Here is a 21,738-nt window from a genome sequence, read left to right as displayed (position 1 = left end):
TGAAAAGGCTGGTGGAGCTGAGGGGAATCGAACCCCTGACCTCTGCAGTGCGATTGCAGCGCTCTCCCATCTGAGCTACAGCCCCGCGCCGTGGTGAGGCCGTCCCATGGGAAGGGGCGGCGGCCCGAGAAGGCGCTCAGATAGCGAGGCGCGCTCCCTTTCGCAATGCGGCATTTGCCCGCTTCCTCCGCACCCGTTCGTTTCGGCCAGCGCACGAAACGCTCCGCCTCCCGTCGCGGAACGTGCGCCGCGCGCAGGCCGTTCTTGCCTGGAGCCCGCCTGCGCGGATCGGCCGCGCCTGTAGCGGAGGGCTTTCATGAAAGGAGACGGTGGATGGGCAATTCTGGCGAGGGCCGCGGCGGCGGCGGAGATCGGTGGCGCGAGCGCGAGCAGAATTGGCACCGCGACCGCGATTATGGCCGTGAGCAGGGCCGCGGCGGCGGCGGCGCCTATCGCGGCGGCGGCGGCGACGACGACCGCGGCTTCTTCGACCGCGCCGGCGACGAGCTCCGCTCCTGGTTCGGCGACGACGACGCCCAGCGGCGCCGCGAGGCGGACCAGAGGCGCTGGGAGCAGGAGCAGCGGATGACCGGCCGCCGCGACAACGATTACGGCCGCGGCGACTATCGGAGCGGCTCTGACGGCCCCGGCTCCCTCGGCGGCGGCGGCTTCGGCGCCGGCTGGGGCAACCAGCGCGGCGAGAGCTGGAACCGCGAGCGGCCGGGCGAGCGCGGCTGGTACGGCGCCGGTCCCGAGCAGGAGCAGGGCGGCGGCGACCGTCATTACGCCCGCGGCGAGCGGGAGGGCTGGTTCACCGATTCCCGCGGCGGCGAGCGTGGCGAGCGGCAGGGCGGTGCCGGCGGCTATCGCGGCTCCGGCTCCGGTTCCGGTTCCAGCGCCAGCGGAGGCTTCGGCGGCGAGACCTTGCGCGGGCAGGGCGGCGGCTATGGCGGGCTGCACGATCCTCATTATTCCGAATGGCGGCAGCGGCAGATCGAGGATCTCGACCGGGACTATGCGGACTATCGCCGCGAGCATCAGTCGAAGTTCGAGCAGGAATTCGGCAGCTGGCGCTCGAAGCGCCAGGGCCAGCGCCAGTCGCTCGGCCGCGTCGCCGAGCATATGGAAGTGGTCGGCTCCGACGGCAGCCATGTCGGCAGCGTCGACAAGGTCCGGGGCGACCGCATCATCCTGACCAAGGCGGACCCGGCCGCCGGCGGCGTCCACCATTCGGTGCCCTGCTCCTGGGTCGACAAGGTCGAGGACAAGGTGGTGCTCAACCGGAGCGCCGACCAGGCGCGGTCCGACTGGCAGGCCGAGGGTGAGGGCCAGGCGCTGTTCCGCGAGGGCCGCGACGCCGGCGAAGGCGGCCCGCGCAACCTCAACCGCAGCTTCTCCGGCACCTACGACGAGGGCCGCGAGACGGGCCGAGACGACCGCGACGGTTGAGGCTGTCGGCGCGAGTGAACGAAGGGCCCGGCTTCCTTGCGGACGCCGGGCCCTTCTCTTTGCTCACGGTTTTGACAACCGCCCGCGCGGCGGCGCAAGGCTGCGCCAACCGGAGAGGGAGCAACGCACATGACCAACCGCGCCTGGCACCTGAAGTCGCGGCCGCAGGGCATGCCGACGATGGACAATTTCGAATTGAAGCCGCTCGGCGATCGGCCGCTCGCAGAGGGCGAAGTGCGGGTGCGCAACGCGTGGCTCTCCGTCGACCCCTATATGCGCGGGCGGATGAACGACGTGAAGAGCTACGTGCCCGCGTTCGAGGTGGGCGCGCCGCTCCAGGGCGGAGCCGTCGGCAAGGTGATCGAAAGCCGCGCGCCGGGCTTGGCAGAGGGCGACACCGTGTTCCACATGCTCGGCTGGCGCGAAGAGGCGGTGGGGCCCGCCGAGGCGTTCAACAAGGTTCCGCCGATGCCGGTGCCGAACGAGGCCTGGCTTGGCAATCTCGGCCTCACGGGCGGCACCGCCTATTTCGGCCTCCTCCGCGCCGCGCAGGCGAAGGAAGGCGACATCGTCTTCGTCTCCGCCGCAGCGGGCGCGGTCGGCTCGGCGGTGGTGCAGATCGCCAAGGCCAAAGGCATGACGGTGATCGGCTCCGCGGGCGGCGCCGAAAAATGCGCCTGGGTAAAGGAACTCGGCGCCGACGCCGTCGTCGATTACAAGGCGGAGCCGATCGTCCAGGGGCTGCAGAAGGCGGCGCCCAAGGGCATCGACGTCTATTTCGACAATGTCGGCGGCGACCACCTCGACGCCGCGCTCGCCTCGGCGCGCAACAATGCCCGCTTCGCGATCTGCGGGATGATCGACGGCTATAACGGCGCGCCGCCCGCGGCCCTGCGCTACATCATGCGCATCATCGCCGCGCGGATCATGCTCAAGGGCTTCATCTACACCGACTATATGGGTGAGGTCGGCGAGTTCTACCGGGACATGGGCGGCTGGCTGGCGAGCGGCCAGGTGAAGAGCCGCGAGACGGTGCGAGACGGCATCGAAGCTGCGCCCGACGCCTTCCTGGACCTGTTCCGCGGCGGCAATACCGGCAAGATGCTGGTGAAACTCTAGGGCGCTAAGCCCCTCCCTTTCAGGGGAGGGGCTATAGACCCGCTTTCGAAAACCGCGTCGGCGTGCTAGGCGCCGCGCCATGCTTTCTATCGATGGCCTCACGGTCCGCCTCGGCGGACGGACGATACTCGACGGCGCCACGGCGGCGCTGCCGCCGCGCAGCCGCGTCGGCCTGATCGGCCGCAACGGCGCCGGCAAGTCCACCTTGGTGCGGGTGGTCGCCGGGCTGCTAGAGGCGGACGAAGGCGCCGCGGCGATGCCGCGCGGTTCCCGGCTCGGCTATATCGCGCAGGAAGCGCCGGCCGGAAAAGCGACGCCGTTCGAGACGGTGCTCGCCGCCGACACCGAACGCGCCGCTTTGATGGTGGAAGCGGAGAGCTGCGAGGACCTCCACCGCTTGGGCGACGTCCACGAGCGGCTCAATGCCATCGACGCCCACTCGGCGCCGTCGCGGGCGGCGCGGATCCTCGTCGGCTTGGGCTTCGACGAGGAGGCGCAGCACCGGCCGCTCGACAGCTTCTCCGGCGGCTGGCGGATGCGCGTCGCGCTCGCGGCTTTGCTGTTCTCCGCGCCGGACCTGCTGCTGCTCGACGAGCCCTCCAACCACCTCGACCTCGAGGCGGTGCTGTGGCTTGAGGATTTCCTCCAGAGCTACCGCGCCACCATCCTCGTCGTCAGCCACGAGCGCGATTTCCTGAACAATGTCGTCGACCACATCCTCCACCTCGAGCGCGGCAAGCTGACCCTCTATCCGGGCGGCTATGACGCCTTCGAGCGGCAGCGGGCCGAGCGCCAGGCGCAGCTCGCCTCGGCGCGCGAGAAGCAGATGGCGCAGCGCGAGAAGCTGCAGGATTATATCGCCCGCAATTCGGCCCGCGCCTCCACCGCCAAGCAGGCCCAGTCGCGCATCAAGGCGCTGGCCCGCATGCAGCCGATCGCCGAGCTCGTCGATGATCCGTCGCTCTCCTTCGGCTTCCCGAACCCCGCGCCGCTGCGGCCGCCGCTCATCACGCTCGACATGGCGAGCGTCGGCTATGGCGAGACGCCGGTCCTCTCGCGGCTCAACCTGCGCTTCGATCCGGACGACCGCATCGCCCTCCTCGGCCGCAACGGCAACGGTAAGACGACGATGGCCCGCCTCCTCGCCGCGCAGCTGCCGGCGATGGAAGGGTCGGTGGCGCGCAGCCAGAAGCTCAAGGTCGGCTATTTCACCCAGTATCAGGTCGAGGAACTGGACGGCCTCGACACGCCGCTCCAGCACATGACCCGCGCGATGAAGGGCGCGACGCCGTCGGCGGTGCGCGCCCAGCTCGGCCGCTTCGGCTTTACCGGCGACAAGGCGCTGACCGAAGTGCGCAAGCTGTCGGGTGGCGAGCGGGCGCGGCTCGCCCTCGCCCTCATCACCCGCGAAGCGCCGCATATGCTGATCCTCGACGAGCCGACCAACCACCTCGATGTCGATGCCCGCGAGGCGCTGGTGCAGGCGCTGAACGACTATTCGGGCGCCGTCGTCGTGGTCAGCCACGACCGCCACATGCTGGAGCTGATCGCCGACCGGCTGGTGCTCGTCGACGGCGGCACCGCCCGCGAGTTCGAGGGCAGCATTGACGATTACACGGCGCTGGTCCTCGCCCGCGACGCGGCGGACGCCGAGAAGGCGCAGCCGCGCGGCAATCGCAAGGAGGAGCGCCGCAAGGCCGCCGAGGCGCGGGGCAAGGGGCAGGCGCTGCGCTCGCGGGAGAAGGCCGCGGAGGAGAAGGTGGCGAAGCTCAACGCCGCCCTCAGCGCCATCGACCGGGCGATGTTCGAGCCCAGCTCGGCGGCGGGCGACCTCGCCGGCCTCAGCATGACCGAGCTCCTGAAGCGCCGCGCCGACGCCGAACGCCAGCTCGCCGCCGCCGAAGCCGAATGGCTGGAGGCAAGCGAGGCGCTGGAGCAGATCGCCGCCTGAACGTGGCGGCCCGTTAGGCCAGCTCCGCCAACCGCTCCTTCACCCGCACGAGATCCTCGACGAATCGGGCATATTCAGCGTCCCTATTGTCCCGGACACGGAGCAGGAAGCTCGGGTGGACCGTCACCCAGGCTTCGCCGCCCTCGGGCATCGCATGCGGGCGGCCCCGGACCGCCGAGATGGTCACCGCCTTGTGGAAGAGCGAGCGGGCCGCGGTGGCGCCGAGGGCGACGGTGAGGGTGGGGCGCAGGATCGCGCGTTCCTGCTCGATCCACCAGCGGCACGCCTCGATCTCGCCGGCATCGGGTTTCGAATGGATGCGGCGCTTGCCGCGGCGCTCGAACTTGAAATGCTTGACGGCATTGGTGACGTAGGCCTGGCCGCGGTCGATCCCAGCCTCGCCCAGCGCGCGGTCGAACAGCTGGCCGGCGGGGCCAATGAACGGCTTGCCCGCAAGGTCCTCCTGGTCGCCCGGCTGCTCGCCGACGAACATCAGCGGCGCCGTCACCGGGCCTTCGCCGAACACGGTCTGCGTGGCGCATTCAAAGAGATGACAGCGGGTGCAGCCGCGCGCTTCCTCGCGCACCGCCTGCCAGGCGGCGAGGGCATTTGAACCGATTTGCGTGCGCGACGTCTCGACCATCCTCGCCTCGCGACCCTGGGCGCCTGCGACCAACTGACCGACCAACGCCGTCTCCGGCATGTTTTTCCAATATTTCTTCGGCATCTCCTTGAGCATCGCGCCGACCTTCAACCGGGCCGGGTTGAAGATGGAGGCGTAATAGGTCTTCCACACCGCCTCGACCGGATCGCGGTCCGGAGCGTCGGCGCGGGCGGCGCCGGGACCCTCGGTGAGCGCCTCGCCGTCCCAATGCACCGACAGTTCCGGGGTCAGGATCGACCAGCGCATGTTGGCGAAGCGGCGGGCGAAGAAGCCGCTGGCGGCGCGGACGATGTGGTGCTCGGGCTCGAACCAGGCGACGAAGCGGACGGCGCCTTCCTCCTCCACCTCGCGGAAGCGGACGAAGGCGTGCATCTTGTGGATGTCCCGCCGCACCGCCTTCGCCATCGCCTCGACCCGGCGGACGAGCGGATCAGCTTCGTCCTCCAGCGCCTTTGGGGTGGTGCGGATGCGCAGGAGGAGGGCGTAGAGCAACGCGAACCGCTCCGGGTCCGAATGGCAGATCGCGGTTTCGGCGAGGCTGAGGAAGGCGCGCGGGACGGGGAAGGGCGCGCCGGCGGGCGGCGACGTGCCGGTGCCGAACAGGTCCCCGGCCTCCTGGCCCTCGACCTTCCAGCCGACCTCCCCCGGTGCCACGCCGGCCGAGGCGAGGGCGCGCGCGGCGGCGCGCCAGCCGTCGAAATCGTCGGGAGCCGCGAGGGTAACCGCATACATAGTCAGCCGAACAGCTCCAGCTGCTCCGTCTTCGGCTTGAGCCAGGCGCCGAGATCCGCGCGCTCCGTCAGCAGGGTGGGGCGCCAGCCCTCCGCCTCGATGAACGGCCGGACCTTGGCGATTGAGGCGGTGAGGCGGGCGACGTCTTCGAGGCGCAGGCGGCGCCAGCGGCGGCTGGCGAGGAGGCGGTCGACCGCCTTGACGCCGAGCCCGGGGACGCGGAGCAGCGCTTCCCGAGGGGCGCGATTGACGTCGACCGGGAAGCTGGCCCGAAACTTGAGCGCCCACGCCAGCTTCGGGTCGATATCGAGCGGGAGCATGCCGGCCTCGTCGGCGGCGTCCGCCACCTCCTTCGCGGCGAAGCCATAGAAGCGCATCAGCCAGTCCGACTGGTAGAGCCGGTGCTCGCGCATCAGCGGCGGGCGCTTCAGGGGCAGGACGGCGCTGGCGTCCGGGATCGGCGAGAAGGCGGAATAATAGACGCGGCGGAGGCGGAAGCGGTCGTAGAGGCTGCTCGCGCGGGCGATGATCTCGCCGTCATTTGCGCTGTCGGCGCCGACGATCATCTGGGTCGACTGGCCCGCCGGCGCGAAGACGGGGGCGGACTTGTAGCGCTTCCTGGCATCGCCGCCTTCCTCGATTGCAGCCTTCATGCCCGCCATCGCGCCTTCGATGCGGGCGCCGTCCTTCTCCGGGGCGAGCCGCTTCAGCCCCCGCTCGGTCGGCAGCTCGACGTTGATCGACACCCGGTCCGCGTAGAGCCCGGCCTGGCGGACCAGCTCCGGATCGGCGTCGGGGATAGTCTTCAAATGGATGTAGCCGCGGAAATCGTGGTCCTCGCGCAAGCTCCGCGCCACCTCGACGATCTGCTCCATCGTGTAGTCCGAGGAGCGGATGATGCCGGAGGAGAGGAACAGGCCCTCAATATAATTGCGCTTGTAGAAAGCGAGGGTGAGGCGGACCACCTCGTCCGGCGTGAAGCGCGCGCGGCGGACGTTCGAGCTCTTGCGGTTGATGCAATAGTGGCAGTCAAAAATGCAGCTGTTCGTCAGCAGGATCTTGAGCAGCGAGATGCACCGCCCGTCCGGCGCGTAGGCGTGGCAGATGCCCATCCCCTCGGTGGAGCCCACCCCCTTGCCGCCCCGGCTGTCCCGCTTCGCGCTCCCCGACGAGGCGCAGGAGGCGTCGTACTTCGCCGCATCGGCAAGGATGGCAAGCTTTTCCTGGACATCGAGATGCGACATGCGTTCGATATATGTTCGAGGGACGGTGGGGGCAACATGGCCGAAAGGCTGGTGTTGGCGGCCGCGCAGGCTTCCGGGCGGAGCGGTTCCAGAAATCCTTCGTCGGCCGCGCGCCGTCGTCCACCCCATCGAGTTCACGCGAAGGCGCGAAGTTCCCGCTCAGTGCCTCCCGCTCAGTGCCTCCCGCTCAATGCCTCCCGCTCAGTGCCTGGCACGTGCCTGGCACGTGGCTGGCACTGAGAGGCAGCTTCGGTCATCCCGGCGGAAGCCGGGATCACGGGGTCTGTCCGGGTAATGCCGGCCGCTGGGCCTCGGCTACTTCCGATGCGCGACCGTGCTGAAGGGCTCCTCGCCGCCGGCGCTGCTGACAATGGTGGTGAGGGCGCAGGAGTCGGGGGAGAGGGTGTAGGTGCGTTTCACCACCGGCTTGCCCTGGAGGAGGATCATTTCGACGCGGGTGTGGGGGTTGGGCGCGCGGACGGTGGCCTGGTAGATGTTCTTGCCGTCGTCGGTGACGGGGGCGGGGGCGCCGTTGATGCGGGCGGTGTAGCGGCCGTGGCGGAAGTTGCTGCGGGTGAACAGGCCTGCGGCTTCGTGGAGGGTGACGGAGCGGTATTCCTCGGGGAAGGCGACGTTGGCCACGCCGCGCCAGGAGCCTGAGACGGCGTGGGCTCCGGGCGGCGCCGAGGCGACGCGGGTGGCGCGATATTCGGTGCCGAGGCGGCGGGTGCGGCCGGGCCAGGCGTCGAGCGAGACGTAGGTTGCGCTGGTGCCGTCGGGGGCGACCGTCATCGTGGTCTCCCGGGCCATCTCGTGGTCGACGAGGCGGGTGAGGAGGGTGCGTGGGCCGGTGACGGTGGCGGATTCGCTCAGAACCGAGAGGTCGCCTGGGACGGGCCGCATCTTGCCGTCGGCGGGGTAAGATCGCGGCGGCCGGCAGCTTTTGCACGTGTAGACGCCGTTCGCGACTAGGTAGGTGTCGAAGCCGGCTTCGCCCATCTGGGTCTTGAGGTCGTCGACCCAGAGGCCATCGAACGGGCTGGCGGCGGGCGCCGGTCTGGAGGCGACCGGCGCGCCGAGCAATATCAGTGCGGCGGCGGCGGAAACGACGACGGGCTTCATGGCGTCCTTGTGAACCGTGAGGCGGCGCGTCCGCAATGGGACCCACGCCGCAACGGCCCCGCCCGCTTCGGCGCACCCGCCGCTCCGCCTGCCTCTCCCTCTCGTCGCCACCCTGTCCTGTTCATCTGGCGTACAGGCGCCGGACCCACTCTCAAGCCCGTGCAGCGCGGGGCTGTACGTGTTTTTTTCCGGGGCCTTTCCAATACCATGGCTATGTACGTTTATTCCGCCGGCGGGGAGCCGGTCGGGTTCGTCTACGAGACTTTCATCCACGATCTGGACGGGATTCCGCTCGGGCGGATCCTCGGCTCGCGGGTCCATCGCCTCGACGGGACCTATGTTGGCGAATGGTTCAAGGAGACGGTGGTGACGCGGCCGACGGCGCGGCCGCGGGCGATCCCGCCGATCGCCGAGCCGCCGGCGCGGCCTTCCCCCGGCACGGGCACGCCTCGCCGCATCGTCGTCGACTATGGCTATCCGGATGCGTTCCACCTGCTGTATGCGGCGCCCGCGGCCGAAGCGGCCGAATAGGGACCGATCATGATTCTCGTCGTCGACGACGATGCCCAGGTGCGCGCGACCATCGCCCGGTCGGTGGCGGCGCTTGGCTATGAGGTGCGCGAGGCCGAGAGCGGCCGCCGCGCCATCGCCCTGATCGAGGAATCGCGGCCGGCGATGGTCATCCTCGATTTCATGATGCCGGGGTTGGACGGCGCCGAGACGGCGCGCGAGATCGCCCGCATCGACGAGGACCTGCCGGTGGTGTTCTCGACCGGCCATGCGGCGCTGCGGGCGCTGCGCACCGCGGCGGGGGAGGGGGCCTCGATCCTCGAGAAGCCGTTCACCCTCGACGAGCTCGACCAGCTGATCCGCGAGACCATCCCGGCGCGGCGGATGCGGGCGTAACGGTTCGAGGGATATTTCCCGCCGGTCCCTGTGTTAAGATCGGCCGATGGACGAGCCCAAGCCTGCACTGAGGAAAGGCCGCGCCGGCCGCCCGGAGGGGCGGGTGCGGGAGCCTTCGCGCGCCGTTGCTTATGCACTGGCGTTTTTTGCGGCGATCGTCGCTTTGTGGTTCGTCTACCATGCGATCACGGCGATCGTTCTGCTGTTCCTCGCGCTGGTGACCTCGATTGCGTTGTCGGCGGGGGTGCGGTGGATGCGCCGGCACGGCGTGCCGCGGCGCATTGCGGTGATCGTCACCCTGCTGCTGTTCGTGGCGGCGTTCGCGGCCTTTTTCGTGCTCATCGTGCCGCCGCTCGTGCAGCAGGCGACGCAGTTCATTCCCGAGATACCCCGCTTCCTGGCGCAGGCTGTCGAGCGGCTGGCATCGCAGCTCGGCGATTATCCCGAGCTCCAGCAGGCGCTGCAGGGGCAGACCGGGTCGCCGGGGCAGCTGCCGTCGGTGATCGACGTCATCGGCCGGCTCGGCGGCGCGTCGCTGTCGCTGCTCGGCTTCGGGACCCTGCTGATCCTCTATCTCTCGGCGGTGCTCTACATCACCTCGGACCCGATGCCGCTGATGCGCGGCTATGTCGCGGCGCTGCCGCTGCGCCACCGGGCGGCGGGCATACGCGCCTATCGCGGCGCGTCGCGGGCGGTGGTGGGGTGGATCCGCGCCAACGTCATCGTCGGGCCTATAGAAGCGGTGGCGAGCGGCATCTTCCTGTCGCTGATGCACGTGCCGGGCGCGATCGTGTGGGCGGCGCTCGCCTTCTTCGCCGAGTTCGTGCCGCGCATCGGCGGCTACATCATGGCGATCCCGCCGGTGATCCTGGCTTTGTCGGTCGACGTGCCGACGGCTTTGTGGACGGCGCTTTTCTACCTGGTGCTGACCGAGACCCTCGGCACCTTCCTGTCGCCGGCGATCCGGGGGCGGCAGATGCGCATCCATCCGGCGGTTTTGCTGTTCGCGACGCTCGCTTCGGCGCTCGCCTTTGGGCTGCTCGGCGCGCTGGCGGGGACGCCGGCGGCGGCGTTCGCAGTCGCCTATTACCGCGAATTCTACCTGAAGCCCGGGCCCGAGTCGCGCGCCCGCGCCACTTAGGCTGGTCCGGTTTAGCCGCCTGATACAGCGGCTTCGTCGCGCCTCCTGAGGATGGCTGGCGGAGCAGCGGCCTCCGTCGGCCGCTGAACGCCCCGAGGCCGTCCGCTCAGGAGATCGTCACCGCCACCGGCGACGAGGGGATGCCGTTCGCGACCACCACCAGGGTCGCGGCGCCCGTCTCGGTGCCGGCGGGGACGTCGAACTGGGTCGTGACCGGCAAGGCGCCGGTCGCCACCCCCATCGTGTGGCCGTGGGTGCGGGCGTAGAAGACGTGGCCGGTGGCGCCCATCGTCAGGCGGACGAGCGGGTAGTTGGTGGCGGCGCTGAGCTCGTCGCCATAGGCCGCCGCTTCGCTGAGCCCGTTCAGCTGCGTGCCGGTCAGCGGATAGGTCTGGCCGCGGGCGAACGCGGTGGGGACGGCGCTGATCGTCGGCGCCCAGGCCGGCTGCGGCGTGCCAAGCGGGACGTAGAGCCGGGCGTGGACATTGAGCGACGGCGTCAGCATCAGGATCTCGCCGCTCGGCAGCGGTAGCAGGAAGACGGGGACTTCGTTCCCGCCGACCGGACCGGCGACGGTGCGGGTGAGGGCCGCACCGTCATATTCGTAGAGCGAGCCGCTCTCGGTCGCGACGAGGACGTTGCCGCTCGGCAGCAGCGCCGCCGACGAATCGCCGGCGGTGTCGCCGTTCGGGAAGTCGGGGCCGGTGGTCCAGCTGCCGGGCTGCGTTGCGGTCGCGCCGGGGTGGTAGATGGCGGTGTGCGCCGCCTTGCCGGGCGCGGCGGAGCCGGTCGCGAACACGGTTCCGTCGGGGCGGAGGATGGCGGGGCCGATCTCGCCGGGCGGGAAGTAGAGGCCGGCCGGGGCCGGTCCGTAGGTGACGCCGCCGACGACCTGCACCGGCGCCGGACCGTAGGGGAGCCCGCCCACGACATCGGTGGGGGAGGTGAGGCCGACCGGCGTCGGCCCGTCCTGCACCCATATGCCGAGCGAGGGGACGTAATGCTCCGACTGGGGCAGGTCGACCATGTCGACGGTGAGGATCGCGCCGTTGGGAAGGAGGGTGAAGCCTTCCTCGGAGAAATTGTCGTTCTTCCCCGTCGCCGCGATCTGCGTCCAGGCGAGCGTCGCGGGATTGAGCGCCCACATCGTCTTGTCGAGCTTGCTGCCGTAGATGAACGTGCCATCGGGGAGCACCGCGGACGGGACGTCGCCGATATAGCCGACGCCGGGCGGCGGCGGGATCATCGTCCAGCTGTTGGCGACGGGATCGAACACCGCCGACATGTTGGTGAGCGAACTCGCGCCGAATTGATAATGGTCCTGGTTGTATTCGCCGCCGACGAACAGCACCCGGCCGTCGGCGAGCACCGCCTCGGCCGACGCATAAGGCGCGTAGCCGGCGGGGGGCTGGGGGAGATGGGTCCAGGTGCCGCCGGCATAATCGCCGTTGGCGTCGGGGCGCAGGCGGTAGAAATCGGCGGCGCTGGCGCCCGCCGCGCCGGTGGGATTGGCCTGCGCCATGACGGTGCCGTCGGTCAGCAGCATGGCGAGGTAGACGCCGACCGGCGGCTGGCTGGCGAGGGTCTTGAGCGTCGGCGTCGATGCCGGGGGAGGCGGCGGCGGGGGAGGCGGGGGAGGCGAGGGCGTCGGGGTGACGCCGCCTCCGCTCCCGCCGTCGTCGCCGCAGCCCGAGATGAGGAAGGCGCTCGACAGCAGCAGCAAGGCAAAGGACCGCCTCGACCAACCGGAGCCCGTGTGCCTGCTCTCCATGCCCCTTTGCCCCCATTCGAGGAGACAGGAGAGGATCACAGCCCGGGCTGCCGTGCAAGCGGCGTTCGACGAAAGGCTGCAGGGCGCCTTGGCCTTGGGCCGTCGAGCCTCCAGGAGCCTTTGCCGACCTGGCAACAGACTGGAGAATTACCGACGAACGAGGACGATTTTGCGACGATGATGGCGCGCGTCCTGACGCTTGAACGGATCGTCCTCGGGTTCGTCGGAGGCAATGTCGAGCCCGACCATTTCGACACGGTCGTCGACGTGGAGAAGCAGGCGGTGGCCCGCGATCCGTCCGTGCAGGAGGCGGTCCGCGCCCGGGTCATGGTGCAGATGGACGGCTGGAAAGAGCCCATCCGCGCCAAGGCGGCAACGCGCGAGGCCTGAAGCGAGGCGGGGGGCGGCTCGCTGCCGCCCGCCCATTTCCTCAGACGACGAAGTCGGTCGCGACGATCTGGTGGTTGTCGAGGGTCGTGACGTGGAGCGTGAAGTCGGCCTGGCCGTCGCCGTCGACGTCCGCCTGCACCGTCCAGAGGTTGTTCACGGCGTCGAAATCGGCGCGCAGCTCGCCGGCATGGCCGCCGAACGCGTCCGAGCCGATGAAGGCGAAGGCCTGGTCGCCGTCCTGATTCGTGTCGGCGTCGATCTGCGAGAGGTCGATCGTATCGCCGGCGTCGAAGTCCAGGATGTGGTCGATCGAGGTTCCGGCCGACTCCTTGACGTCCATGTAGCAGAAGGTGTCGTTGCCGGCTCCGCCCGCCATCGTGTCGGCACCGATATTGCCCCAGATGATGTCGTCGCCATGGCCGCCGGTCAGCGTGTCGTCGCCGCTGCCCGACAGGATCTTGAACGCGCCGTCGAGCTCGGCCGAGCCGTCCAAGACGAGATTGCTGGCGACGGGGGTGCCGTAGATGGTGAGCAGCTTGCCGGCATCGACGGCGGCGTCGTTGGTGACGATGTTGTAGACGTTGGGGTAGGGCACCGAGGTGTCGCGGACGTCGCCCTTGTAGAGGACGAGGGTCTGGATGTTGGCGAAGTTGCCGCCCAGCGTGCCGAGTCCGCTGCTCGAGAAATCGTAGCTGCCGTCGAGGCCGAGCTGGTTCTGTGCTCCGCCGCCGCCGTCGACATGGTCGGCCTCGCTGAACTTGCCGGGGCCGAAGTAGAAGCCGTCGCTGCCGGAGCCGCCCGTGAGGTCGTCGTCGCCAAGGCCGCCGTACATGACGAAATAGCCGTGGGTTTCCGCTGACCCGTCGAAGGTGACGTTCTCGCCCGACTGCAGGTTGCCGGCGTAGATCGCCATCCGCTGCCCGTCGGCGAGATTGCCGTCCTGCCAGACGATGTCGTAGCCGACCGGCCCCTCGGTGCTCGTCATCAGGCTCAGCACCTCGACGTTCGAGAAGCTGCCGGTGGCGATCGTCGCGGCGTTGGCGCCGGTATAGTCGCCGCGGAGGCCGACCGTGTCGGTGCCCGCGCCGCCGTCCACCACGTCGCCCGGCGAATAGGCCGCGGCGAAGTAGATGGCGTCGTTGCCATTGCCGCCCGAGGCGTGGTCGGAGCCGCCCTGCGACAGGTCGATATAATCGTTGCCGTCGCCGCCGTTGATCACGTCTTCGCCCGTGGTGCCGTTCAACGTGTCGTCGCCGGTGCCGCCGTCGGTGGTGTGGCTGTCGTCGATCGCAGTGACGGTCACGTTGACGGTCGCCGTCGAGGTGTGGCCGTGGCCGTCGCTGACCGTGTAGGAGAAGTGATCGGGCGCGGTAGTCCCGGTCGCGAGCGCGTCGAAGCTCGCATTTTCGGCGACATATTGCAGCGTCTGGGTCTGCGGATCGAAGACGACGTGGCCGAGCGTCCCGGTCGTGTCGACGGCGGTGATCGTCAGGCTGTCGGCCTCCGGATCGGTGTCGTTGCCGAGGACGCTGGTCCACAGGTTCCCAGTGGTCGCATTCTCGTCGACGGCCACCGCGTCGTCATGGGCGGTCGGCGCGAGGTTCGGAATCGAGAAGAGCGCGACCTGCGGATCGTGGTCGGTGGGCCGGGTCGCGGCGGAGAATTCGGAGTTGATGTGCACCGAATCGTACTGTGCACCGCTGGTCAGGCCGTTCGTCACCAGGATGTAGTCGAACTCCTGGAGGTTGCCGTCGAACTGGTAGGAGTAGCGCTCCTCCGTCGGCAGCAGGCCGTTCAAATTGGTGAGCACGCCGCCGGCGGTGAGGTGGCTGATCGCCGTCTCGTAATAGAAGCCGTTGAAGTCGCCGAGGACGGCGAATTGCTGGTCCGGCGTCGAGGCGAGGTGGGCGTCGACATAAGAGCGGATCGCGTCGGCCATGGCGGTGCGGCGGTCGTCGCCGGACTGGACCGGCGGCTGGTCGACGCCGAAATCCGGCTCGCTGCCGCCGCGCGAATAGGAATGGACGTCGATCACCGTCACGTTCTGGCCGTTGAAGGTGAAGGTGCCGACCAGCGGGTTGCGGCTGTTGTGGAAGACGTCGCCGGTGATCTGCTCGAGGCTGCCGTCGACGAGGCTGACGCGGTTCGCATCGTAGAGGAAGGCGTTGCGGATGTTGCCGTTGGGCTCGCCGCCGCTCGCATTCTCCGCGGTCGGGTCGATCTCGGCGAACACGTAATGGGCCGTCGGATCGAGCGCGTTCATCGCGTCGACCAGGCTCTGCAGGTTCTGCGTCGCCGAGAGGACGCCGGTGCCGGTGCCGTTGTCGTCCTGCACCTCCTGGACGCCGATGATGTCGGGTCCGCCCAGATTGTCGATGATGTCGTGGGCGAGGACGTCGTACTTGTTGTCCGACGCGTCGAGATTCTCGAGATTGTAGGTGGCAATGGCGAGGTGGTCGGCATCGGCGACGAGGCTGGTGGTCTCGCGGGCGAGATTGCCGGGCTGGCTCAGCGTCGGTTCAACCGAGGTCAGCACCTCATATTCGTCGTGGCTGTAGCCGAGGATGCCGGTGACGCTGGAGATGTGGTCGCCTTCGGTGAAGTGCAAGGGCGACCCATTGAGGCTGTCGATCTGGATCCGCTCGGGGTTGAAGTCGCCGCCAGAGAGGGTGAGGCCGCCCCGCGCGGCGACGCCGGTCGCCCCCGTGCCGTTCGAAGCGACGACATAGGTCTCTCCGAACGAGTTGGTGCTCTGGATGACGAGCGGGTTCTCGACCGTGACGCGCATCCCTTCCATCGATTCATAGAAGTCGATGCCGTCGGTCGAGGGGTCATAGCTGGTCAGATGGTCGTCATCGATGACGTTGGGCGGCGGCAGTCGTCCGTCCACGCCGATGATGATCGCATCCGGTAGCGCATTGCCGGTGCTGAGCACCGTCGTCGTCGGCCCATCGATCTCCGTCACGGTGAGGCCGACGCCCGGATCGGAGGCGAACTCCGCCACCGTGCCGCTGACCTGCACGGAATCGCCGACGCTGACCGTCGGCGCGGTGTGGGTGAAGACGTAGACGGCGTCCGAGGTGGCGTCGTTGCCATCGCCGGTCGGGTCCTGGAGGTAATAGCCGTTCGGGCCGACCTGGGTGACGATGCCGGTGGTCAGCACATGCTGGCCGAGCAGCGGCGACGTGTGCGCCGCGCCCTGGATTTCCATGATCGTCTTGGTCACGAAATCGTCGTTGAGGATGGTGCCGGTCGCCGTGGTGCCGGTGATGGAGATGTTGCCGACGGGGTTCGACAGCGCGACGTGGAAGGTCTCGTTGTCCTCGCCCACCGTGTCGCCGACGATCGACACCGGAATCTTCACCTCGGAAACGCCGGGCGCAAAGTCGATGTGGCCGCTCAGCGGCTGGTTCGGATCGATGTCGGAGGCGTCGGCGGTGCCGTCGAGGTTGAGCGTCCAGTCGACGCTGGCCGCCTGGCCGAGGCCGCCGGCGCGGTGCACGGTGAGGAACAAGGTGGACGTGCCGGAATCGCCTTCGGCGATCGACGCGTCGGCGATCGACACGAGGCCGGTCGCGCTGGTGCCGATGAAGTCCTGGCCGTTGTTGACCTGGCCGAAGCTTGCCGTGGCGGCCGGCTGCCAGGTGAAGTCGCCATAGCTGGCGCCGGTGCCGGTCAGCTGCAGCGACAGGCCGACGCCGACGGCCGGCTCTTCCGAAACGATGACATCGGTGCTGGTGATCCCCGCGGCGGGCGTGCCTGTCGCGCCGGTGATCGATCCTTCGTACGAGAGAAACTGGACGACGTTGCCGGTGGCATCGACCAGGGCGAAGCCGTCCTTGGCGCCGTTCTGGAGGCCGGGGACGGCGAAGGTGAGGACACCGTAGCCGTCGTCCTGGTTGGGGATGGTGCCGGAGAGGTTGATCGTGGCGTAGATCGGCGCCGCCGCCGGCGTGTTGGTGCCGTTGTAGAGGACGAGCGTCCAGCCGGAGAGACTGGTGCCGGCGGGGCCAGCAATCTCGATGCCTTCGCCGCTGTCGGTGCCGCTATTGTCGTAGTGGAATTCGTTGATGAACGGGATGCCGCCGGCGCTGTCGTCGTTGGTGATGGTGCCGACCGCCGCGCCGTCGCCGACCGAGGCGCCGACGACGTTGTTGACGGTGACGTTGAACGTCTCGTCCGCCTCGAAGGCGCGGTCGCCGCTCACCACGACGTCGAACGTGTAGCTGGTGCTCCCCGCGGCGATCGTCTGGCTGGTCAGCACCTTGCTCGCATAGTCGCTGCCGGCGGTGGCCGTACCGTCGCTGGTGGCGATGTCGAAGGTCACGCCGCCGGCCGGCGCCGGATGATCGAGGCTGACGGTGAAGGTGTAGGTGGTGGTGCCCGCTTGGCCTTCGACCTTGGTGACGTCGGCGATGCTGAGGGTCGGGGGCACGTCGTTGTCGATGATCGTACCGGTGCCCTGCGCCTGCGCGACGGTGGCGCCGGTGACGTTGCTGACGTTGACCGCGAACGTCTCGTTGGACTCGACGTTGGTGTCGCCGTTCACCGTCACGTCGAACGTGTAGGTCGATTGGCCTTCGGGAATCGTCTGGCTGGTCAGCGTCCGGGCCACGTAATCGCCGTCCGCGGTAGTCGCGGTTCCGTCCGCGGTGGCGATGTCGAAGGTGACGCCGCCCACACGCGCCGCATGGTCGAGGCTGACGGTGAAGGTGTAGGTGATCGTGCCGCTGTCGCCCTCGACCTTGCTGACGCTGTCGATGCTAAGCGCCGGCGTCGTGTCGTCATTGACGATCGTGCCTTGGCCCTGGCCGTCGGTCACCGTCGCTCCGGTGACGTTGGTCACGTTGACGAAGAAGCTTTCGTTCGGCTCGATCGCGCGGTCGGAATTGACCGTGACGTCGAACGTGGCGCTGGTCTGGCCCGCGGCGATGGTCTGGGCGGTCAGCGTGTGCGCGACATAGTCACCGCTCGCGGAGGTGGCGCTGCCGTCGGCGGTGCTGATGTCGAACGTGACGCCGCCCGCAGGCGCCGCCGCGGAAAGGCTGACGGTGAAGGTGTAGGTGATTGTGCCGGTGTCGCCCTCGCTGTGGGAGACGTCGTTGACGGTGAGGGAGGGCGTCGACGAGACCACGGCCGCCTGCGGTGCGAACGCGATGCCCCGGAACGCCGTGTTCGTACCCGCAGTGGCGATCGTGGTGAGGCTGGTGCTGCTGAAGGCGGCATTGTAGCCGCTGGTGTCTACCAGGCTGACGATGTGGCTCGTCGTCGCCGTGTCGGTTGCGAACCAGATTTACCTCGCAATTCATAATAACCATTGACCCGAGCACCTGAATCGTAAAATGTCCGCGAACCTCCATTCGGGCGGAGGCCCACGTGGTCAAGTTTTCGTTTGCACTGCTCCTAGGACTTGTCTGCGGGGTTACGACAACCTCTCCCGCAGGCGCGCAGAGCCGCGCCATTCCGAAGTCGAGTGCCCGGGTTGAGCGTGCCTCACCTACAGCGCCGCCTGTCGCACCGGCCGGCGACGACATCGTTGTTACCGCTATGCGCCGCAATCTTGAACGCACTACGAGCGACGTGCGCAGCATAACAGGGGTCCACCGAGGACAGTTCGCTCGATTCGAGACGGCCGTCTGCCCCCTCGTCTTGGGCGTCGAGCGGCGCCTTGCCGTAGCGATCGAGGAGAGGATACGGCTGCTTGCCGAACAGATCGGACTTCGTGGAGCGAAAGCTGGCTGTGCAACCAATTTGACGATTATAGCTGCCGATGACGGACGGAGGGTCATCCTCGCGCTCCAGAAGAAGTTCCCGCGGTTGCTCGAGTCCCTTTCCGGCGCCGAAGCCACGCGGCTGAAGCAAGAGCCGGGACCGGTTTGGAATTGGTATTCGATCGATCCTAAGCGCCGTGACGGCGCACCGGTAGAACATGTTTCGCAGGTGGCGTTCGGCTCGGGACCGCCGAAACCTGTCTCGCCCAACGCGTACATCGCTTCCAACGTCACCATGTCTCGGCTGACGGAGCCCGTCCGGATGGAGCTCGCTCACTCCTTTGTGGTGATCAGCAGCGATGCCGCAAGGGGTCTCAACGTCCAGCAGTTCGGGGATCTCGCGGGCGTGCTCGCACTCTCGACGATCAACACGAAAGGCGTTGGACAACTCAGCACGGCGTCTGTCCTGCAGCTGCTGTCGACCGACACGGCATCCAAGGTACGGATCGAAGGCGCGACGGCTTTCGACCTTGCCTATCTCCGGGCACTCTACTCCGGCGATGCCGGCTATTCCGCCGATCAACAGGCGGTTCGGCTTGCCCTATCGATCATGCGGTCCAGGGGCGAGGCGACTCAGACCAGCCGGGACCCAGATGCCGCCGCCGATTCAGCGGGCGGTCCGGAGCCGAGCGACAGATCAAGATAATCGCGCAGCAGGAGCCGCTGATCCCGCCACGGTGCCGGTTCTCCGCTGGATTCGCGCCAGAGGAACCGGTTCAAAGTATCGAACACGGCAATGTCCTCATTGACCTCCTCAATCCAAAGCGTTTGCCCCTGCTCATTGACTTCGAAGAAGACGATGCCGCCCTCCGGCGTCACGGCAAGGTCGAAGGAGCCATGGACGAGGCCGGCCGCGCGGCAGTAAGCGCGGATTTTTTCCGCTGCGCCATCGGGCGGCGGCACCTCCTCGAGCCTGAGCTCCTCGGCAATTCCCTTGCGCCAGTCGAGGCCATAGCGGCCTGAATCCTGCGAATGGATTTTTACCCAGAGGATGTCGTCACCGAAGACGATGACCCTTAGCTCGTAGCGCTTCTCGATCAGCCTTTGATAAACCATGGGGCAAGCCCGCACCGCGTCTTCGTCCTCGAGCTCGTCGACCGTGATCTTGCTGGTATGGAGGGCAATGACCTTTCCCTCTTCCTCCCAGCGCATCGGTGAGATGCTCTTGACGATGAATTCGCCTGGCCGGCCCACGAAACGTCGCGCGGCTGCGGGATCGTTCGTCACGAGAGTCTCGGGAATCTGGAACCCAAGGCCAGTTGCAATCTGCAGCTGCAGCGCCTTGCTGCGCATCGCCAGCTGGCTTGCACGGCTGTTGACCCACAGCTGCCCGTCGGGGGGCGACAGCCTCAGCTCGTCGCAATAGCGGCGGCACACGGGGGCCACGAGACGCCTGTCATCCTCGTTCAAGTCCGCAGGAAGCACTGGGTCCCAGCCGCGCCGGTTCCAGACAAGCCGAAAGTCACCGAGCCTGCCGTCAATCAACGGCCCAGAAAGAAGTGGTCCTCCCGCATCGAGATCAAAGGTGATGGTGGAGGCAATTGGAAACTCGTCAAAGCAGAAGGTCGCGCACTTCATACCGAAGCGACGAAGAGCGCTCGAGACCGTGGAGGCGTGGAGGTCTCCGGAATATGAGATTATTAGAACTGACATAAGGGATGCAACGGCGGCAGCCAAACCGGCCGCCGCCGCCGCCGAATGTTAGGAATAGTCGGTGTCGTTCGTGCCGTAGGTGTTCGGCCCGGTCGATCCCGTCCCGGCGCCGGCTACGGACTCGAGTTCGGCCTCGCTGAGCTCACGGCCGATCTTACGCCCGAGAATCCTCGTCCCGGTGCCTTCGTAACGCGCTTTGTTCGTCATCACGGTCCCCTTTCTCCTGAAGCCTGTTCAGGAGAGTCGTTCATATCAGACAGGAAGCTGGTGGCAACAGCAGCGAAAGCAAAATTGTTGTCGGGCGCTGGCGCCACGTGGTTCCGCGACCACCGGTGTTCGCAGTTGTTAAATCTCCAGTGTTGAATACCAAATCGGTGCAGCCGAATACGCCCACTCGCTCAGGCCCTTGCTGCTGACAAACCCGAGCCTCCATAGACTGGTGAAGTCCCCGCGGTGCGCTGGACGACCAAGTGATCTTCGTATCTGAATAGCCGCGCGGATCAACCGCCACGGGCAGAGCTTCCTGAAGGGGTTGAGAGCTTTCCCAGTTGGTTTAGGAAGGGGACGGGATCGACAGTCGTGGGCGAGGGAATGCGGGATTTGTTCCGGGACGAAGTCGTCCGCCACCGTTCAGAACGCCTGTATGGACGGGTGGCGTTAGCGCTGCCGGTATCATGGCAAGTGATAGGAGCGTTCCTTTTCGTAGGGCCCGCCGCTGCACTCGCTTTCGCCTCCGTTGCCACCTACACGCGGGTCGAGGCGGTGGCAGGCGAGATCGTTGCCCAGCAAGGTATCGCCGAGATCGTTCCCCCTCGGGCGGGAACGATCGCCGCGATTGAGGTGCATGACGGGGATGCGGTGACTGCCGGTCAGCCGCTGGCTCGGATTCGGGCCGTCGAGTCCACCGCGCGAGGGGTCCCGCTTGCAACCGAAGTCGATGCCACCCTCGTTCAGCAGGATGCGGGACTTTCCGGGCAGGCATCGCAAATCGAGTCCGCCGCGAAAGCGCAGCGGGAGCGGATCGGAGCCGAGATCCTGGGACTCAGCGACGAAATAGCGCGGTTGGATGAGCAGATCGCCGACCAGCGCCAACTCATGCAGGGTGCGAAATCCGAGTTTGACCGTGCCCGTAGCGTGGCTGCTCGCGGCTTCATCAGCCGGCGCGACCTGCAGATGCGAGAGGACAGCTTTGTCAGCCGACGCCAGCAACTGGCGCAACTTCGTCAGTCCCGCGCGGGTAAGCAGGCAGCGCTGACGGAAGCGCAGCGCTCCCTCACCGAAAGTGCGGCTCAGGCGAGGAGCCAAGTCTCTTCCATTCGTTCGGCGAGAGGAGCGATTGCGGAGCGTCGCGTCTCCTCCAATGCCTTTGGCACTTACGTACTGACGTCGCCTGCCAACGGAACCGTTACCGGCGTCAGCGGCCGCGAAGGCCAACCGGCGCGGCCGGACCAGCCGATCATGGCTCTGCTGCCCGAAGGAGGCGGGTTGAGAGCCGAACTCTTCGTGCCGACCTATGCCTCGGGATTTCTGGAAAAGGGGCAGACTGTCATCCTGTCGGTCGATGCCTTTCCTTTTCAGCAATTCGGCACTTTGAACGGGCAGGTGGAGGTAATTTCCGCAGCGCCCGTAACCCGGCAGAAGGAGGCTGGCGGAACGGAAGCGGGCTATATAGTCCAAGCGTCGATCCGGAACCCCAAGGTCAGGGCATTCGGAAGATTGCGGCCGCTCATTGCGGGTATGCGGATTTCAGCCCGCATCGTCACCCGCCGCGAATCCCTGCTCGAATGGCTGTTTGAACCGCTCCTTGCAGTGAGCAGGCGGTGAG

General features: G+C 67.7%; 16 protein-coding genes and 1 tRNA gene. 9 read left to right on the top strand and 8 right to left on the bottom strand.

The features are described 5' to 3' along the window. Window positions 1-9: 9 nt before the first annotated feature. Window positions 10-85, bottom strand: a tRNA-Ala gene (locus VGC56_RS12220). 248 nt (window positions 86-333) lie between these two features. On the opposite strand from VGC56_RS12220, the gene VGC56_RS12215 reads away from it, so the two are divergent. The 3 genes from VGC56_RS12215 to VGC56_RS12205 all read left to right on the top strand — a co-directional run bounded on the left by VGC56_RS12215 (window position 334) and on the right by VGC56_RS12205 (window position 4,519). Continuing rightward, window positions 334-1,449 carry a DUF2171 domain-containing protein gene (locus tag VGC56_RS12215; protein WP_464125205.1) on the top strand — a complete coding sequence of 372 codons (1,116 nt, stop codon included), beginning with the start codon at window positions 334-336 and terminating at the stop codon, window positions 1,447-1,449. A gap of 129 nt (window positions 1,450-1,578) precedes the next feature. Further along, window positions 1,579-2,568: an NADP-dependent oxidoreductase gene (locus VGC56_RS12210; RefSeq protein ID WP_464125203.1), complete on the top strand. Its 990-nt coding sequence runs from the start codon at window positions 1,579-1,581 to the stop codon at window positions 2,566-2,568. 79 nt (window positions 2,569-2,647) lie between these two features. After that, window positions 2,648-4,519 (top strand): ABC-F family ATP-binding cassette domain-containing protein, encoded by a 1,872-nt coding sequence (locus tag VGC56_RS12205; protein WP_464125202.1) that lies wholly within the window; start codon window positions 2,648-2,650, stop codon window positions 4,517-4,519. A 13-nt stretch (window positions 4,520-4,532) separates the two neighbouring features. On the opposite strand, the gene VGC56_RS12200 is transcribed toward VGC56_RS12205, so the two are convergent. The 3 genes from VGC56_RS12200 to VGC56_RS12190 all read right to left on the bottom strand — a co-directional run bounded on the left by VGC56_RS12200 (window position 4,533) and on the right by VGC56_RS12190 (window position 8,281). Then, complete coding sequence (locus VGC56_RS12200; protein ID WP_464125201.1) at window positions 4,533-5,915, bottom strand: UdgX family uracil-DNA binding protein; 1,383 nt, start codon at window positions 5,913-5,915, stop codon at window positions 4,533-4,535. A 2-nt stretch (window positions 5,916-5,917) separates the two neighbouring features. After that, entirely contained in the window at window positions 5,918-7,159 is a 1,242-nt protein-coding gene (locus tag VGC56_RS12195) for a putative DNA modification/repair radical SAM protein (protein WP_464125200.1), read from the bottom strand. A 315-nt stretch (window positions 7,160-7,474) separates the two neighbouring features. Further along, window positions 7,475-8,281 carry a hypothetical protein gene (locus VGC56_RS12190; RefSeq protein ID WP_464125198.1) on the bottom strand — a complete coding sequence of 269 codons (807 nt, stop codon included), beginning with the start codon at window positions 8,279-8,281 and terminating at the stop codon, window positions 7,475-7,477. Window positions 8,282-8,488: 207 nt separating this feature from the next. On the opposite strand from VGC56_RS12190, the gene VGC56_RS12185 reads away from it, so the two are divergent. Genes VGC56_RS12185 through VGC56_RS12175 form a run of 3 tightly spaced genes read left to right on the top strand, consistent with a single transcriptional unit; the run spans window position 8,489 to window position 10,328 of the window. After that, window positions 8,489-8,812 carry a 4-fold beta flower protein gene (locus VGC56_RS12185; RefSeq protein WP_464125197.1) on the top strand — a complete coding sequence of 108 codons (324 nt, stop codon included), beginning with the start codon at window positions 8,489-8,491 and terminating at the stop codon, window positions 8,810-8,812. Between the two features lie 9 nt (window positions 8,813-8,821). Then, window positions 8,822-9,187: a response regulator gene (locus VGC56_RS12180; RefSeq protein WP_464125195.1), complete on the top strand. Its 366-nt coding sequence runs from the start codon at window positions 8,822-8,824 to the stop codon at window positions 9,185-9,187. Window positions 9,188-9,233: 46 nt separating this feature from the next. Beyond that, the gene (locus VGC56_RS12175) at window positions 9,234-10,328 is read left to right on the top strand and encodes an AI-2E family transporter (protein ID WP_464125194.1); all 1,095 of its coding nucleotides are present in this window, start codon (window positions 9,234-9,236) and stop codon (window positions 10,326-10,328) included. A 106-nt stretch (window positions 10,329-10,434) separates the two neighbouring features. On the opposite strand, the gene VGC56_RS12170 is transcribed toward VGC56_RS12175, so the two are convergent. Continuing rightward, the gene (locus tag VGC56_RS12170; protein ID WP_464125192.1) at window positions 10,435-12,051 is read right to left on the bottom strand and encodes a Kelch repeat-containing protein; all 1,617 of its coding nucleotides are present in this window, start codon (window positions 12,049-12,051) and stop codon (window positions 10,435-10,437) included. 225 nt (window positions 12,052-12,276) lie between these two features. On the opposite strand from VGC56_RS12170, the gene VGC56_RS12165 reads away from it, so the two are divergent. Next, window positions 12,277-12,489 (top strand): hypothetical protein, encoded by a 213-nt coding sequence (locus VGC56_RS12165; RefSeq protein ID WP_464125191.1) that lies wholly within the window; start codon window positions 12,277-12,279, stop codon window positions 12,487-12,489. A 40-nt stretch (window positions 12,490-12,529) separates the two neighbouring features. Here VGC56_RS12165 and VGC56_RS12160 read toward each other — a convergent pair whose 3' ends face one another. After that, the gene (locus VGC56_RS12160) at window positions 12,530-17,623 is read right to left on the bottom strand and encodes a Calx-beta domain-containing protein (protein ID WP_464125190.1); all 5,094 of its coding nucleotides are present in this window, start codon (window positions 17,621-17,623) and stop codon (window positions 12,530-12,532) included. Window positions 17,624-17,865: 242 nt separating this feature from the next. On the opposite strand from VGC56_RS12160, the gene VGC56_RS12155 reads away from it, so the two are divergent. After that, window positions 17,866-18,906, top strand: a complete 1,041-nt coding sequence (locus VGC56_RS12155; RefSeq protein ID WP_464125189.1) for a hypothetical protein — start codon at window positions 17,866-17,868, stop codon at window positions 18,904-18,906. Here the strand turns inward: VGC56_RS12155 and VGC56_RS12150 are convergent. After that, a complete protein-coding gene (locus tag VGC56_RS12150) occupies window positions 18,834-19,838 on the bottom strand; it encodes a hypothetical protein (RefSeq protein ID WP_464125187.1) in 1,005 nt (334 codons plus the stop codon). The two genes, VGC56_RS12155 and VGC56_RS12150, sit on opposite strands and share 73 nt — an antisense overlap. A 123-nt stretch (window positions 19,839-19,961) precedes the next feature. Next, complete coding sequence (locus tag VGC56_RS12145; protein WP_464125186.1) at window positions 19,962-20,120, bottom strand: hypothetical protein; 159 nt, start codon at window positions 20,118-20,120, stop codon at window positions 19,962-19,964. Between the two features lie 384 nt (window positions 20,121-20,504). Here VGC56_RS12145 and VGC56_RS12140 point away from each other — a divergent pair, with 384 nt between their 5' ends. Further along, complete coding sequence (locus VGC56_RS12140; protein ID WP_464125184.1) at window positions 20,505-21,737, top strand: secretion protein HlyD; 1,233 nt, start codon at window positions 20,505-20,507, stop codon at window positions 21,735-21,737. The last annotated feature ends 1 nt before the right edge of the window (window position 21,738 follow it).

Origin of the sequence: Allosphingosinicella sp. (assembly GCF_036403745.1) — a bacterium.
GTDB lineage: Bacteria > Pseudomonadota > Alphaproteobacteria > Sphingomonadales > Sphingomonadaceae > Allosphingosinicella.
Note: the sequence above shows the minus strand (reverse complement) of the source record. Positions and strands in the feature narration are given on the sequence as shown.

Bases quoted from the DNA above. Each gene is read 5' to 3' on its own strand.
- VGC56_RS12215 (WP_464125205.1), top strand. From the start codon at position 334: ATGGGCAATTCTGGCGAGGGCCGCGGCGGCGGCGGAGATCGGTGGCGC.
- VGC56_RS12210 (WP_464125203.1), top strand. From the start codon at position 1,579: ATGACCAACCGCGCCTGGCACCTGAAGTCGCGGCCGCAGGGCATGCCG.
- VGC56_RS12205 (WP_464125202.1), top strand. From the start codon at position 2,648: ATGCTTTCTATCGATGGCCTCACGGTCCGCCTCGGCGGACGGACGATA.
- VGC56_RS12200 (WP_464125201.1), bottom strand. From the start codon at position 5,915: ATGTATGCGGTTACCCTCGCGGCTCCCGACGATTTCGACGGCTGGCGC.
- VGC56_RS12195 (WP_464125200.1), bottom strand. From the start codon at position 7,159: ATGTCGCATCTCGATGTCCAGGAAAAGCTTGCCATCCTTGCCGATGCG.
- VGC56_RS12190 (WP_464125198.1), bottom strand. From the start codon at position 8,281: ATGAAGCCCGTCGTCGTTTCCGCCGCCGCCGCACTGATATTGCTCGGC.
- VGC56_RS12185 (WP_464125197.1), top strand. From the start codon at position 8,489: ATGGCTATGTACGTTTATTCCGCCGGCGGGGAGCCGGTCGGGTTCGTC.
- VGC56_RS12180 (WP_464125195.1), top strand. From the start codon at position 8,822: ATGATTCTCGTCGTCGACGACGATGCCCAGGTGCGCGCGACCATCGCC.
- VGC56_RS12175 (WP_464125194.1), top strand. From the start codon at position 9,234: ATGGACGAGCCCAAGCCTGCACTGAGGAAAGGCCGCGCCGGCCGCCCG.
- VGC56_RS12165 (WP_464125191.1), top strand. From the start codon at position 12,277: ATGATGGCGCGCGTCCTGACGCTTGAACGGATCGTCCTCGGGTTCGTC.
- VGC56_RS12150 (WP_464125187.1), bottom strand. From the start codon at position 19,838: ATGAAGTGCGCGACCTTCTGCTTTGACGAGTTTCCAATTGCCTCCACC.
- VGC56_RS12145 (WP_464125186.1), bottom strand. From the start codon at position 20,120: ATGACGAACAAAGCGCGTTACGAAGGCACCGGGACGAGGATTCTCGGG.
- VGC56_RS12140 (WP_464125184.1), top strand. From the start codon at position 20,505: ATGCGGGATTTGTTCCGGGACGAAGTCGTCCGCCACCGTTCAGAACGC.